This window comes from Pseudomonas sp. GW822-FHT02E03, assembly GCF_058802325.1.
In genome coordinates, this window is record NZ_JBXAOA010000038.1 from 1 (window position 1) to 14,953 (window position 14,953).

At 58.9% G+C, this 14,953-nt stretch carries 10 protein-coding genes; all 10 read left to right on the forward strand.

Features of this window, described 5'->3' with window-relative positions; genetic code table 11:
• The first annotated feature begins 168 nt into the window (after nt 1–168).
• The 10 genes from yaaA (at nt 169) to AC1RQB_RS22220 (ending at nt 14,949) form a co-directional block, all read left to right on the forward strand.
• Nucleotides 169–948 carry a peroxide stress protein YaaA gene (gene yaaA, locus AC1RQB_RS22175; protein ID WP_063341497.1) on the forward strand — a complete coding sequence of 260 codons (780 nt, stop codon included), beginning with the start codon at nt 169–171 and terminating at the stop codon, nt 946–948.
• 820 nt (nt 949–1,768) lie between these two features.
• Nucleotides 1,769–3,085 (forward strand): nucleotide sugar dehydrogenase, encoded by a 1,317-nt coding sequence (locus AC1RQB_RS22180; RefSeq protein WP_063341498.1) that lies wholly within the window; start codon nt 1,769–1,771, stop codon nt 3,083–3,085.
• A gap of 183 nt (nt 3,086–3,268) precedes the next feature.
• Complete coding sequence (alg8, locus tag AC1RQB_RS22185) at nt 3,269–4,750, forward strand: mannuronan synthase (protein WP_404942999.1); 1,482 nt, start codon at nt 3,269–3,271, stop codon at nt 4,748–4,750.
• Between the two features lie 35 nt (nt 4,751–4,785).
• Nucleotides 4,786–5,955, forward strand: a complete 1,170-nt coding sequence (locus tag AC1RQB_RS22190) for an alginate biosynthesis protein Alg44 (protein ID WP_008070442.1) — start codon at nt 4,786–4,788, stop codon at nt 5,953–5,955.
• A gap of 9 nt (nt 5,956–5,964) precedes the next feature.
• On the forward strand, nt 5,965–7,476 hold the full coding sequence (gene algK, locus AC1RQB_RS22195; protein ID WP_198537197.1) for an alginate biosynthesis TPR repeat lipoprotein AlgK: 1,512 nt from the start codon (nt 5,965–5,967) through the stop codon (nt 7,474–7,476).
• The gene (locus AC1RQB_RS22200) at nt 7,473–8,960 is read left to right on the forward strand and encodes an alginate export family protein (protein WP_007896392.1); all 1,488 of its coding nucleotides are present in this window, start codon (nt 7,473–7,475) and stop codon (nt 8,958–8,960) included. The genes algK and AC1RQB_RS22200 overlap by 4 nt, the downstream gene beginning before the upstream one ends.
• Nucleotides 8,961–8,986: 26 nt before the next feature.
• The gene (algG, locus tag AC1RQB_RS22205; protein WP_063341500.1) at nt 8,987–10,576 is read left to right on the forward strand and encodes a mannuronan 5-epimerase AlgG; all 1,590 of its coding nucleotides are present in this window, start codon (nt 8,987–8,989) and stop codon (nt 10,574–10,576) included.
• Nucleotides 10,577–10,586: 10 nt separating this feature from the next.
• Nucleotides 10,587–12,047, forward strand: a complete 1,461-nt coding sequence (locus AC1RQB_RS22210; RefSeq protein ID WP_063341501.1) for an alginate O-acetyltransferase — start codon at nt 10,587–10,589, stop codon at nt 12,045–12,047.
• A gap of 11 nt (nt 12,048–12,058) precedes the next feature.
• Nucleotides 12,059–13,192, forward strand: coding sequence for a mannuronate-specific alginate lyase (locus AC1RQB_RS22215; protein ID WP_198537198.1), 1,134 nt, complete (start codon nt 12,059–12,061; stop codon nt 13,190–13,192).
• Between the two features lie 191 nt (nt 13,193–13,383).
• Complete coding sequence (locus tag AC1RQB_RS22220) at nt 13,384–14,949, forward strand: MBOAT family O-acyltransferase (protein WP_008070451.1); 1,566 nt, start codon at nt 13,384–13,386, stop codon at nt 14,947–14,949.
• Nucleotides 14,950–14,953 lie beyond the last annotated feature (4 nt).

Here is a 14,953-nt window from a genome sequence, read left to right on the forward strand (position 1 = left end):
TCGCTCGACAGCTCCTACAGGTTGGAATGCGTTCCCTTGTAGGAGCTGTCGAGCGAAGCGAGGCTGCGATCTTGCTCCATGACACCACCGATCACCTATGACACCCATAGCTGGAGTCAACAAGGACAACCCCCTAGAATCGCCGCCACGATTAAAGGAGACGACTTCATGCTGATGGTGATTTCCCCCGCCAAGACTCTCGATTACGAAACACCGCCGGCGACCCAGCGCTTCACTCAGCCGCAATACCTCGACCATTCCCAGGAACTGATCCTGCAACTGCGCGACCTGACGCCAACGCAGATCAGCGAATTGATGCACGTCTCCGACAAGATCGGCGGGCTCAATGCCGCGCGTTTCGGTAGCTGGACCCCGGCCTTCACCCCTGCCAACGCCAAGCAGGCGTTGCTGGCATTCAAGGGCGATGTGTACACCGGCCTGAATGCACAAACTTTCAGCGAAGCCGATTTCGATTACGCCCAGCAGCACTTGCGCATGCTCTCCGGCCTGTATGGCCTGTTGCGCCCCTTGGACTTGATGCAGCCCTATCGGCTGGAGATGGGCACCAAACTGGCCAATGCCCGTGGCAAAGACCTTTACGCCTTCTGGGGTACCCGGATCAGCGAATGGCTGAACGAAGCCTTGGCCGATCAAGGCGATGACGTGCTGCTGAACCTGGCCTCCAACGAGTACTTCTCGGCAGTCAAACGCAGTGCTTTGAACGCGCGCATCATCAATACCGAGTTCAAGGATCTGAAGAACGGCCAGTACAAAATCATCAGCTTCTACGCGAAAAAGGCCCGCGGGATGATGAGTCGCTTCGTCATTGAAGAACGCATCAATGACCCGGTCGCCCTCAAGCAGTTCGACGTTCAGGGTTATCGCTACAGCGCCGAACAGTCTAAACCGGACAATCTGGTGTTCCTGCGCGATCACGCACCTGAGTAAATCAAACCCCGCCCCAAGTCGACGCACGACATCGGTTACTTGATCGTGCGTCGCCCTTTGAACATCGAACAATCCCCTTCTTTTCGCCGCTTTATTGGCGCCAAAAAACAAGCACTCTCTTTTCTAACTTTAGTTTCACTCGACATCGATCATTTTTTTCCGTAGTGGCACAGATTTTTTTTGCTCGTAGTGGCAAAAAAACATCCACGACAATAATCACCCCATATATAAAGGGCCAAACGGCAAGTGCTATCAATATGAAAGCAGTGCCATCTTTTTCAATATTTCAAGAAATTTCAGAATTCGCGATGGGCGGACAGGAACTATGTCCAAATGCGCCGCTCATACCACCGGTAACGATTCTCTCGGTGATTGTGCGAGATAACTTACACAGACAAGAGATCGATATAGCGAAGTTGTCACACTTACTTTGGCTTACTGATCACTTATTTGGGCAACACATGAAGGACAGGAGATAACGCACCATTACTATCCCCTACAAGGCCACGGCTGCGCCCCTATAAACGTGCTCACCTGAGCACCCAACCGCTTGATTTACGGGCTTTCGGGCCTGGCATTGAGCGCGCAAGACCTTTGCACGGAAGTCTTCAGAAAAGAGGATCGGCTGCATAACAGGGCACGTCATAACAATAAGACCTGGCTGCGCACATCTTGAGTGCACTTATTTAGACACTCGGAACTTAGTATGCCTGCACACGGCATTGTGGCGCCTTTAAGTCGCACTTGCGAGTGCACTATGACCGCTGAACACCATTAACTCCGGCCATGTAATGGCTTGATAAACACAGAGGTAATTGCGATGCGCATCAGCATATTTGGTTTGGGTTACGTCGGCGCAGTATGTGCCGGTTGCCTGTCTGCACGGGGCCATGACGTCGTTGGCGTCGATGTTGCCAAAGACAAAATCGATATGATCAACGCAGGCCGTTCGCCGATCGTTGAACCGGGTCTGGGCGAACTTCTGAAGCAGGGTATCGAGACGGGCAAATTGCGCGGCACGACCAACTTCGCCGAGGCGATTCGCGACACCGACCTGTCGATGATCTGCGTCGGTACGCCGAGCAAGAAGAACGGCGACCTGGAACTGAACTACATCGAAGCCGTTTGCCGCGAGATCGGTTTTGTCCTGCGTGACAAGACCACCCGCCACACCATCGTGGTTCGCAGCACCGTCCTGCCGGGCACCGTGGCAAACGTGGTGATCCCGATCCTCGAAGACTGCTCCGGCAAAAAAGCCGGCGTCGATTTCGGCGTAGCGGTTAACCCTGAGTTCCTGCGTGAAAGCACCGCGATTGCCGATTACGACCTGCCGCCAATGACCGTTATCGGCGAGTTCGATAAGGCTTCGGGTGACGTTCTGCAATCGCTGTACGAAGAACTCGACGCACCGATCATCCGCAAGGACATCGCCGTTGCCGAGATGATCAAGTACACCTGCAACGTGTGGCACGCCACCAAGGTGACCTTCGCCAACGAGATCGGCAACATCGCCAAGGCCGTCGGTGTTGACGGTCGCGAAGTGATGGAAGTGGTCTGCCAGGACAAGACACTGAACCTGTCCCAGTACTACATGCGCCCTGGTTTCGCGTTCGGCGGCTCCTGCCTGCCTAAAGACGTCCGCGCCCTGACCTACCGCGCCGGTTCCCTGGACGTGGAAGCACCGCTGCTCAACTCGCTGATGCGCAGTAACGAGTCCCAGGTGCAGAACGCGTTCGACATCGTCTCCAGCCACGACAAGCGCAAAGTCGCCCTGCTGGGTCTGAGCTTCAAGGCCGGCACCGACGACCTGCGCGAAAGCCCATTGGTTGATCTGGCGGAAATGCTGATCGGCAAGGGCTACGACCTGAGCATCTACGACAGCAACGTCGAATACGCCCGTGTCCACGGTGCGAACAAGGATTACATCGAGTCGAAGATCCCTCACGTCTCGTCCTTGCTCAACGCTGACTTCGACGACGTGATCGCAAACTCCGACGTGATCATCCTCGGCAACCGTGACGAGAAATTCCGCGCCCTGGCGCTGGAAGCTCCACACGGCAAGCAAGTGGTCGACCTGGTTGGCTTCATGTCCAAAGCCACCAGCGTGAGCGGCCGGACTGAAGGCATCTGCTGGTAACACACCTTCCTCGTAGGAACCAGGCTTGCCGGCGAACCAGGCGACGTGATGTGTCAGGTACGCCGCCTTCGCGGGCAAGCCTCGCTCCTACAGGTCTGATGAGATCGACTTGGCTTTCTACGCCTGCCTTAACCCCATCGGGCCACCCCACAGGCTCGCCCGAGATCGAGACGGATGCAGATTATGCACAGGCTAAAGCACGGCCTACTTCAGGCCGCCGGTTGGCTGTTTTACCTAAGTTTACTGATGGGCATCGCCATGGCGCTGCCTACGTCCACGTTCGACTCCGAGTCGAAGGACTTTATCTTCCTGATCGGTATCGTCGGTATCTGGCGCTACTCGATGGGTGCCACGCACTTTCTGCGCGGCATGCTGTTTCTGTACGTGGTCTACCCGCACCTGCGGCGCAAAGTGCGCAAGCTGGGCAAAGAGGCAGACCCGTCCCATGTATTTCTGATGGTCACCAGCTTCCGTATCGACGCGCTGACCACCGCTCAGGTCTACAGCTCGGTAATCCGCGAGGCCATCGACTGCGGCCTGCCGACCACCGTGGTGTGCTCCATCGTGGAAATGTCCGATGAGCTGCTGGTCAAGAGCCTCTGGAAACGCATGAACCCACCGCCACGGGTCAAGCTCGACTTCGTGCGCATTCCCGGTACTGGCAAACGCGATGGCCTTGCCTACGGTTTCCGCGCCATCTCGCGCCACCTGCCGGACGACCGCGCCGTGGTTGCCGTGATCGATGGCGACACCGTATTGGCCGAAGGCGTCGTGCTCAAGACCGTGCCGTGGTTCCAGCTGTTCGGCAATGTCGGCGGCCTGACCACCAACGAGTTCTGTGAAGTGCGCGGCGGCTACATCATGAGCGAATGGCACAAACTGCGATTCGCCCAGCGCCACATCAACATGTGCTCCATGGCCCTGTCCAAGCGCGTGTTGACCATGACCGGCCGGATGTCGGTATTCCGCGCCACCGTGGTCACCAACCCGGACTTCATCGCCGATGTGGAAAGCGACTCGCTGCAACACTGGCGCCTGGGCCGCTTCAAGTTCCTGACCGGTGACGACAAGTCGAGCTGGTTCAGCTTGATGCGTTTGGGCTACGACACGTTTTACGTGCCAGATGCCGCGATCCATACCGTGGAACACCCGCCGGAAAAGAGCTTCATCAAGGCCAGTCGCAAACTGATGTTCCGCTGGTACGGCAACAACCTGCGGCAGAACTCTCGCGCTCTGGGTCTGGGGATGAAACGCCTCGGCCTGTTCACTTCGGTGGTGCTGTTCGATCAGCGTGTATCGATGTGGACGTCCTTGCTGGGCCTGACCGTGGCACTCCTCGCCACCTTCAAGTACGGCAGCGCGTTCATCCTGGTTTACCTGCTGTGGATCGGCATCACCCGCCTGATCCTTACAGTGCTGCTGTCCTGTTCCGGTCACCGGATCGGCCCGGCCTACCCGGCGATTCTCTATTACAACCAGATCGTCGGCGCGCTGGTGAAGATCTACGTGTTCTTCCGCCTCGACCGACAGTCCTGGAGTCGCCAGCCCACTTCCCTGACCCGTGATCTCGCCAGCTTTCAAGGTTGGTTCAACACTTGGTCGTCTCGGACCATGACCTTCTCCGCCGGCAGCATTTTTGTCGCCGTGCTGCTGCTGATGGTCTGACCGAACTCGCCTGAATTAACTAGGAAATCGCCCATATGAATACCGCCGTCAACTCCAACGTAGTGCACGAATCCGAAGCCCAGCGCCAACACGCTCGCGTGAAAATTCCGGCCAAGCTGCGTTTCTTCGGCCCTGACCGGACTCCGGTTGAAGCCCGAGTCATCGACCTTTCCGCTGGCGGCCTGGCGTTCAACGCCGGTCAGCTGCCGCTGAAAGTCGGCGATGTGCACAAGGCTCGCCTGCAGTTCGTGATCGATAACCTCGGTTTGGCCATGGACGTGGAATTGCAAATCCGCTCCGTCGATCGCCAGACCGGTCGTATCGGTTGCCAGTTCCAGAACCTGGAACCCCGTGACATTTCCACCCTGCGCCACCTGATCACTTCGCACCTGGCCGGCGACATCGTCAGCGTAGGTGAAATGCTGGCGACCTTGCAGCGCGACAACTTCACCAAGGCGCGCAAGACCAAGGATGGCGGCCACGGCATGACCCCTCTGGGCCGTCTGAAAGCGGTGACTTTCAGCGCCGGTATCTTCGTGGTCGGCCTGGTGGCGTTCGGTTTCATTTTCAAATCGGTGTACGGCATGTACTTCGTCAGCCACGCCCAGGCCGGTCTGGTCAGCGTGCAGGGGATGAACATCACCATGCCGCGCGATGGCACCGTGCAGAGCCTGATCAAGGCTGATGGCGTTGCCGCCAAAGGCGCACCGCTGGCGACCTTCAGCACCAGCATGCTCGACGTACTCAAGGGCCATCTGGACGAAGGTCAACTGCAACCGTCCAAGGTTGAAGAACTGTTCGGCAAGCAAATGACCGGCACCCTGACGTCGCCGTGCGATTGCACCGTGGCTCAGCAATTGGTGGCTAACGGTCAGTACGCCAGCAAAGGCGACGTGATCTTCCAACTGGTGCCGCGCAACACCGAAGCCAACGTTGAAGCACGCTTCTCCTATCGCCAGTTCGGCGACGTGCGTCCTGGCACCACCGTCAGCTTCCAGATCGCCGGCGAAGACCAAACCCGTACCGGCAAGATCGTCAGCAGCACCAGCCTGAAAAGCGCCGACCTGTCATCCGACATCCGCGTGCAGATCAAACCAGATGAGCCGCTGGACAGCGCCTTCGCCGGTCGCCCGGTGGAAGTGAACAGCACTCGTGGCCCGAACCTGAGCTGGCTGATCAACAAAGCCATGGCCGCCGGTCTTTAAACAGAGGACATGCCCGTGACCCTATTCAGTCTCCTGAAAACACCGCGAACCCTGTGGGAGCGGGCTTGCCCGCGATTAGATCAGCGCGGTCTTTCTGAAGTACCGAGTCGCCTGAATCGCGGGCAAGCCCGCTCCCACAGTGGTTATGTGGTGTGCTCACTCGCACTGGCCGTGAGCCTGGCCGGCTGCGCCGGCCTGCCCGACCAGCGCCTGGCCAATGAAGCCCTCAAGCGCGGCGATACCGCGCTGGCGGCGCAGAACTACCAGCAGCTTGCAGACCTGGGTTACAGCGAAGCTCAGGTCGGCCTGGCCGATCTGCAGGTCGACAGCCGTGACCCGGCGCAAATCAAAAAGGCCGAGGCGACTTACCGTGCCGCGGCCAGCGTCTCGCCGCGGGCTCAGGCTCGCCTGGGTCGTCTGCTGGTGGCCAAACCCGGTGCCACCGAAGCCGAACATCACGAAGCCGAAGCGCTGTTGAAGAAAGCCTCGGCCAATGGCGAAGGCAACACCCTGATCCCGCTGGCGATGCTGTACCTGCAATACCCGCACAGTTTCCCGAACGTCAACGCACAGCAGCAGATCAGCCAATGGCGCGCCGAAGGCAAACCGGAAGCCGGTCTGGCGCAAGTGCTGCTCTATCGCACCCAGGGCACTTACGACCAGCATCTGGATGACGTGGAAAAAATCTGCAAAGCGGCGTTGAACACCACCGACATCTGCTACGTCGAACTGGCCACGGTCTATCAGAAACGCGGCCAGCCAGAGCAACAGGCTGAACTGATCAAGCAGATGCAGGCGGGTCACAGCCGTGGCGTCGTTTCTGCGCAACGTGTGGACAGTGTGGCCCGTGTGCTGGGCGATGCGAGCCTGGGCAAGACCGACGAAAAAACCGCTCAGTCGCTGCTCGAAGGCATCGCACCTGGCTACCCGGCGTCCTGGGTCAGCCTGGCGCAATTGCTCTACGACTTCCCGGAACTGGGTGATGTCGACGCCATGATGAAGTACCTGGACAACGGCCGCGCCGCTGATCAGCCGCGTGCCGAACTGTTGCTGGGCAAGCTCTACTTCGAAGGAAAAATGGTGCCGGCCGACGCCAAGGTCGCCGAAGAGCACTTCAAGAAAGCCGTCGGCCGGGAAGTCGCCGCCGATTACTACCTCGGCCAGATTTACCGTCGTGGTTACCTGGGCAAGGTCTATCCGCAAAAAGCCCTGGATCACCTGCTGACCGCTGCGCGTAACGGCCAGAACAGCGCCGATTTCGCCATTGCCCAACTGTTCTCCCAAGGCAAGGGCACCCGACCCGACCCGGTCAACGCTTATGTCTTCAGCCAATTGGCGAAGGCTCAAAACACCCCACAAGCCAATGAGCTTGCGCAAACCATCGAAGCGCAACTGCCGCCTGACCGGCTGGCCGAGGCCCAACGCCTGTTGAAACAAGAACAGGCCATTCGTAGTGCCGTGAGTCCGGACACGCTGGAACTGCACGCCCTGCAAGAAGAAGACGGCGAGGAATCCCTATGAAGCTCAATCCATTCGTGAAGGCCGGTATTGGCCTGACATTCGCCCTGCTGTGGTCGTGCCCAACCCTGGCGGCCCTGACCGAAGACAAGAACTTCGGCCTCGAAGTCAAAATTACCGGCCAGTCCGAAGACGACCGTGACCTGGGCACTGCCAGCGGCGGCGACGTTTCTGGCGTCGGCCTCGACCTGCGTCCATGGGTGTACGGCGAAAGCGGCGCGTGGAGTGCCTACGCCATGGGCCAGGCCGTGACGTCCACCGACATCATCGAAACGGACACCCTGCAACAGTCCGACAGCGACGGTACCCAGACCACCGACAACGGTGATCGCAAAACCAAGAAGAACTACCTGGCGATGCGCGAGTTCTGGGTCGGTTACAGCGGCCTCACGCCCTACCCTGGCGAGATCCTCAAGCTCGGACGCCAACGCCTGCGCAACGACGACGGCCAATGGCGCGACACCAACATCGAAGCCCTGAACTGGACCTTCGACACCACCCTGTTGCGCGCCAACGTCGGTATCGCCGAACGCTTCAGCGAATACCGCACCGACTTGAAAGAGCTGGCACCCAAGGATGAGGATCGTCTGCACGTTTTCGGCGACGTTGCCACTCAATGGTCGCCGGGTAACTGGGTCGGCATTCGCGGTCATCACACCCACGATGACGGCAAGCTCGACTACCCGGAGCCGGGCGTGGCCGGTGATTCGCTGGATAAAAAACAGAACGGCGATATCAGCTGGCTCGGCCTCACCGCCGACAGCGACGCCTACAACTGGCGCAACACCAACACTGTCAACTACTGGGGCAGCATCACCGGCATGAGCGGCGACACCGACACGGTCAACCCGCTGAACGCCGATGGCACGCGTCCGACCGAAGCCAAACGCGGTGAAGACCTCAATGGCTGGGCCACCGATATTGGTCTGCGTCTGCGCCTTGATCCGCAGTGGCAAGTCGGTGCGGCGTATGCCCGTGCCAGCGCCGAGTACGAACAGACCGGCCTGGAAAGCAATCGCTCGAACTACACCGGTACACGCTCGCGGGTTCACCGTTTCGGCGAAGCCTTCCGTGGCGAAATGAACAACATGCAGACCGCTACCCTGTTCGGCTCCTGGATGCTCAACGACGAATACGACGCCAGCCTGATCTACCACAAGTTCTGGCGTGTGGACGGCAACAAGCCGGTCGGCAGCAACGGCATCAATGCCGTCGAAAACAACACCGACGACGTGACCGGCGCAATCCTCTCCAGCACCTCGCTGCCGCTGGAAGATGGCAACAAAGACCTTGGTCAGGAAATGGACCTGGTGGTCACCAAGTACTTCAAGCAAGGCCTGTTGCCGGCGGCGTTGAGCCAGTCGATCGATGAGCCTTCGGCTCTGGTGCGGTTCCGTGGTGGTGTGTTCAAGCCTGGTGATGCGTATGGCAAAGAAGTCGACTCGTACATGCACCGCGCGTTTGTCGACGTGGTCTGGCGCTTCTGATGCAAACCGCGAAGGGAGTGCCCGACATGAACAGTGCCAAGAAAGGCTCGATCAGCCTGCTGGCCGGCGCGCTGCTGCTCGCCAGCGCAGCCGCCTTCGCCACCGTCGAACCGGCCCAGCCTGTGCAAGCGGGAAAATCGACGACCATGGCCAAGGGACTGCAACAGGCCAAGACCTACACCGTCAGCAGCGCGCCAACCGCGCCGCTGGACTTGGCCAAGCCGAAACTGCCGGACACCTCTGGCTACACCGCCGAAGCCATCGCCGCGAAAATCGTGCGCACCAAGCCCGGCAAGATCAGCGTGCGCCGGATGATGCAGGAAAACGCCCTGAAGGACTTCATCGGCGGCGACAACAAGATGGCCGAGTGGGTGGTGCGTCAGCATGGCATCCCGCAGGCGATCTTCGTCGACGACGGCTACATGAACCTCAAGGATCTGGCCAAGAAAGTACCCAAGCAGTACTTCAGCGAAACTTCACCGGGTGTGTTCCTGGCGAAGCTGCCGATCGTGGTGGGTGAGAAAGGCATCCTGGAAATCGACAAGCAGACCCAGGAACTGCGCCTGTCCCAAGAGGCCGGTTCTTTCCTGGTCAACGACGGCCAGCTGTTCGTGCGTGATACCAAAATCACCGGCTGGAGCGAGAAAGCAAACGGCCCGGCGGCCTTCAAGTCGCCCAAGGAGTTCCGTCCGTTCCTGCTGTCCTGGGGTGGCACCGAAACCTACATCGCCAACAGCAAGATCGCCAGTTTCGGCTACGCCAACAGTAAGTCCTATGGCGTGAGTATTTCCCAATACACGCCGAACATGGCCAAGGTGCTCAAGCGCCCTGAACCGTCCGGCTGGATCGTCGGCTCCGAGTTCTCGGACATGTGGTACGGCTTCTACTGCTACGAAACCCGCGACTTCGTGGTCAAGGGCAACACCTACAAAGACAACATCGTCTACGGCATCGACCCCCATGACCGTTCCCACGGTCTGATCATCGCCGACAACACGGTGTACGGGACCAAGAAGAAGCACGGGATCATTATTTCCCGTGAGGTCAACGACAGCTTCATCTTCAACAACCGCAGCTACGACAACAAGTTGTCGGGCCTGGTGATCGACCGTAACAGCGTAAACAACCTGATCGCCTACAACGAGATCTACAAAAACCACACCGACGGCATCACCCTCTATGAGAGTGCTGACAACCTGCTGTGGGGCAACAAGGTGATCAGCAACAAGCGCCACGGCATCCGTATTCGTAACAGCGTGAACATTCGCCTGTACGAAAACATCTCGATGGCCAACGGCCTGACCGGTGTCTACGGGCACATCAAAGACCTGACCGACACCGACCGGGACATCAAGCTCGACCCGTTCGACGCCCAAGTGTCGCTGATCGTCGTCGGCGGTGAACTGGCGGCCAATGGCAGCGGACCACTGTCGATCGACTCGCCGCTGAGCGTGGAGTTGTATCGCGTGTCGATGCTCGCCCCGACCAAATCCAGCGGCATCAGCTTCTCGGGGATTCTTGGCGAGCGCCAGGATGAAATTCTCGACCTGCTGGTGCGCCAGCAGAAAGCCGTGCTGATCGACCCTGTCGAACGCCAGACCGAAATGCGGGACTGAGGATAATTTTATGCACCCACACTTGATCAAATTACTCAGCCTGTCGGCCCTGACCGCTGGCATTCTTGCGGCCAGCGGCGGTGTTCGCGCCGATAACGCCGCCAGCGTAAGCGCACCGAAATTCAAGGCCGATGATTGCTGCAATCTCTGCCCCGAAGCCCACGACCCGAAGAACTACACCACCCGCTATCAGCAGAACTTCACCACACTGGTGCAGGCGCAGGGCGATTGGCTGTTCCGTACGCAAGAAGACTTGCGCACCGAGTTCGACACCACACCCGCTGGCTACAAACGCATGAAACAACTGCACGATGCGTTCAAGAGCAAAGGCGTGGAACTGGTCATCGTTTACCAGCCGACCCGCGGCCTGGTGAACCGCAACAAGCTGAACCCGGCAGAGAAGGCGAGCTACGATTTCGACAAGGCGCTGAGGAATTACAAAACCATGCTCGGGCGTTTCGCGCAGATGGGCTACGTGGTCCCGGACCTGTCGCCACTGACCAACGAATCGCTGCCCGACACCTTGCCAGCCCACGACTTCTACTTCCGCGGCGACCAACACTGGACGCCGTATGGCGCCCAGCGCACAGCGAAAATCGTCGCCGAGAAGGTCAAGCAATTGCCGGCCTTCGCTGACGTTCCCAAGCGTGAATTCGAGACCCATAAGTCGGGTCGCATGGGCAAGACCGGAACGTTACACAACATGGCTGGTCAACTCTGTGGCACCAGCTACGCGATCCAGTACATGGATCAGTTCACCACCGAGCCGAAAGGCGAAGCGGGCGATGGCGATCTGTTCAGTGATTCCGGCAATCCGGAAATTACCCTGGTCGGCACCAGCCACAGTGGCAAGAACTACAACTTCGCCGGTTTCCTCGAAGAGGCCATCGGCGCCGACATCCTCAACGTGGCGTTCCCCGGTGGTGGCTTCGAAGGTTCGATGCTGCAGTACCTGGGCAGCGAAGAGTTCCAGACCAAACCGCCGAAAATCCTCATCTGGGAGTTCTCGCCGCTTTATCGCCTGGACCAGGAAACCATCTACCGCCAGATGATGGCGCTACTGGACAACGGTTGCGAAGGCAAAGACGCGCAGATGAGCGCCAGCGCCACGCTGAAACCGGGCAAAAACGAATTGATGGTCAACAGCAAGAACCTGGACCTGCGCAACAGCAGCCACCAGGTCGATATCCGCTTCGCCGACACCTCGGTGAAAACCTTGCAAGCCACCCTCTGGTACATGAACGGGCGCCACGAGGACATCAAGATCGACAAACCGGAAACCTCCGAAACCGACGGGCGTTTCGCCTTCGAGTTGCGCACGGACGAAGACTGGGCCTCGCAGAATCTGCTGGCCGTCGAAGTCCAGGGACCTGAAAAACCAGGTACCACGCCTCAGAAAGTCGAAGCGAAAATCTGCAAACGCAACGTGTTCTCCGGCGCCGAGCAGCGTACCGCTCAAGCCGGGCAATGAGGCTACCTCTTATGAACTGCATGCAAACCCGAACGCTGAAAAAGATACTCGCGCCCTCCCTGCTGACGCTGGCGATGTTCGCCGGCGCCACCCAGGCTGCCGCGCCACTTCGTCCGCCCCAGGGTTACTTCGCGCCCATTGAAAAAGTCAAAACCGGCGACAAGAGTGAAGGCTGCGACGCGATGCCGACGCCTTACACCGGCGCCCTGCAATTTCGCAGCAAATACGAAGGTTCCGACAAGGCCCGTTCGACCCTGAACGAGGCATCGGAAAAAGCCTTCCGCGACAGCACCGCCGACATCACCAAGATCGAACGCAGCACCAGCAAGCAGGTGATGAAGTTCATGCGTGACGGTAACCCTGCACAACTGGAATGCACCCTGAATTGGTTGACCGCCTGGGCCAAGGCCGATGCACTGATGTCCAAGGACTTCAACCACACCGGCAAGTCCATGCGCAAATGGGCCTTGGGCAGCATGGCTTCGTCCTATGTCCGCCTGAAATTCTCTGACTCGCATCCACTGGCTACCCACCAGGAAGAAGCGCAAGTGATTGAAGCCTGGTTCAGCAAAATGGCTGATCAGGTGGTCAGCGATTGGGACAACCTGCCGCTCGAGCAAACCAACAACCACTCGTACTGGGCCGCCTGGTCGGTGATGGCCACGTCGGTCGCCACCAACCGCCGCGATCTGTTCGATTGGGCCGTCAAGGAATACAAGGTCGGCGTCAATCAGGTCGACGCCCAAGGCTTCCTGCCCAACGAGCTCAAGCGCCAGCAACGCGCCCTCGCCTATCACAACTACGCCCTGCCGCCACTGGCGATGATCGCCAGTTTCGCTCAGGTCAACGGTGTCGATTTGCGTCAGGAAAACAACGGAGCCTTGAAACGCCTGGGTGATCGCGTGCTTGCAGGCGTGGAAGACCCGGATGAGTTCGAGGAGAAGAACGGTAAAAAGCAGGACATGACCGACCTCAAGGTCGATTCGAAATTCGCCTGGCTCGAACCGTTCTGCTCGCTCTACACCTGCACGCCGGATGTGCTGGCGCAGAAACACAAGATGCAGCCGTTCAAGACCTTCCGCCTCGGTGGGGATTTGACCAAGGTCTACGACCCGGCCAGCGAGAAAGGCAACAAAGGTTCTTAGGGTTGATCGTTCCCACGCTCCGCGTGGGAATGCAGCCCGTGACGCTCCGCGTCACATGCCGAAGCGGACGCAGAGTGTCCAGTGAGGCATTCCCACGCAGAGCGTGGGAACGATCGTAACTCTCCAGATTTTGATGGGGGGTTTGGGGGGGCCTTGGCCCTTGACTGTTGGTTAAACATGGAGAGATCGGGATGGTATTTTCATCCAACGTGTTCCTGTTTCTGTTCTTGCCGATCTTTCTCGGCATGTACTACTTGAGCGGAACACGCTATCGCAACTTGCTGCTGCTGATCGCTAGCTACGTGTTCTACGCCTGGTGGCGTGTGGACTTCCTTGCGCTGTTCGCAGCCGTCACGCTGTGGAACTACTGGATCGGCCTGAAGGTTGGTGCGGCAGGCGTTCGGACCAAACCGGCCCAGCGCTGGCTGCTCCTGGGCGTGGGTGTCGACCTGTGCATCCTCGGCTACTTCAAGTACGCCAACTTCGGCGTGGACAGCATCAACGCGATGATGACCTCGGTCGGTCTGTCGCCGTTCATCCTGACCCACGTGCTGTTGCCGATCGGGATCTCGTTCTACATCTTCGAGTCCATCAGCTACATCATCGACGTCTACCGTGGTGATACCCCGGCGACCCGCAACCTGATCGACTTTGCCGCATTCGTGGCGATCTTCCCGCACTTGATCGCCGGCCCCGTGTTGCGTTTCCGCGACCTGGCCGACCAGTTCAACAACCGCACCCACACCCTCGACAAGTTTTCCGAAGGTGCCACGCGGTTCATGCAGGGCTTCATCAAGAAGGTCTTCATCGCCGACACCCTGGCGGTGGTGGCCGACCATTGCTTCGCCTTGCAGAACCCGACCACGGGCGATGCCTGGCTCGGCGCCCTGGCCTACACCGCGCAGCTGTACTTCGACTTCTCCGGCTACAGCGACATGGCAATTGGTCTGGGCTTGATGATGGGTTTCCGCTTCATGGAAAACTTCAAACAGCCGTACATCAGCCAGTCGATCACCGAGTTCTGGCGTCGCTGGCACATCAGCCTGTCGACCTGGTTGCGTGACTATCTGTACATCACCCTCGGCGGTAACCGTAAAGGCACGCTGATGACTTATCGCAACCTGTTCCTGACCATGCTGCTCGGTGGTCTGTGGCACGGCGCGAACATCACCTACATCGTCTGGGGTGCCTGGCACGGCATGTGGCTGGCGATCGAAAAAGCCCTTGGCCTGAACACTTCGCCGCGCAGCATCAACCCGATCCGTTGGGCGCTGACCTTCCTGCTTGTGGTCATGGGCTGGGTGATTTTCCGCGCAGAAAACCTGCACGTCGCCGGTCGCATGTACGGTGCGATGTTCAGCTTCGGCGAATGGTCGTTGTCGGAACTCAACCAGGCCAGCCTCACCGGTCTGCAAGTGGCAACCCTGGTGGTGGCCTACGTCACCCTGGCGTTCTTCGGCATCCGTGATTTCTACACCAACCGGCCACCGGTCAAGACCAAGCCTGCGGTGAACACCGAAACCGACGGCCCTGCCGCGGCTACGCCTGGAATGATCAAAGCCGTACCGGGTGACAACCCGGCCAGCATCCATGAACCAGGTTACACCGTCGGCGTTGAAGCGACTGTGCAACCGGCCTACTGGACCGCTGACTGGTCCCGTTACGTGATGCGCGCTCTGGTACTGCTGCTGTTCATCGCCTCGATTCTCAAACTCTCGGCGCAAAGCTTCTCGCCGTTCCTTTACTTCCAGTTCTGAGGGA

What these genes read in the sequence shown, in the direction of transcription:
- AC1RQB_RS22190 (WP_008070442.1), top strand. Translation starts at nt 4,786, where the DNA reads ATGAATACCGCCGTCAACTCCAACGTAGTGCACGAATCCGAAGCCCAG.
- alg8 (WP_404942999.1), top strand. Translation starts at nt 3,269, where the DNA reads ATGCACAGGCTAAAGCACGGCCTACTTCAGGCCGCCGGTTGGCTGTTT.
- AC1RQB_RS22180 (WP_063341498.1), top strand. Translation starts at nt 1,769, where the DNA reads ATGCGCATCAGCATATTTGGTTTGGGTTACGTCGGCGCAGTATGTGCC.
- AC1RQB_RS22220 (WP_008070451.1), top strand. Translation starts at nt 13,384, where the DNA reads ATGGTATTTTCATCCAACGTGTTCCTGTTTCTGTTCTTGCCGATCTTT.
- AC1RQB_RS22215 (WP_198537198.1), top strand. Translation starts at nt 12,059, where the DNA reads ATGAACTGCATGCAAACCCGAACGCTGAAAAAGATACTCGCGCCCTCC.
- algG (WP_063341500.1), top strand. Translation starts at nt 8,987, where the DNA reads ATGAACAGTGCCAAGAAAGGCTCGATCAGCCTGCTGGCCGGCGCGCTG.
- yaaA (WP_063341497.1), top strand. Translation starts at nt 169, where the DNA reads ATGCTGATGGTGATTTCCCCCGCCAAGACTCTCGATTACGAAACACCG.
- algK (WP_198537197.1), top strand. Translation starts at nt 5,965, where the DNA reads ATGCCCGTGACCCTATTCAGTCTCCTGAAAACACCGCGAACCCTGTGG.
- AC1RQB_RS22200 (WP_007896392.1), top strand. Translation starts at nt 7,473, where the DNA reads ATGAAGCTCAATCCATTCGTGAAGGCCGGTATTGGCCTGACATTCGCC.
- AC1RQB_RS22210 (WP_063341501.1), top strand. Translation starts at nt 10,587, where the DNA reads ATGCACCCACACTTGATCAAATTACTCAGCCTGTCGGCCCTGACCGCT.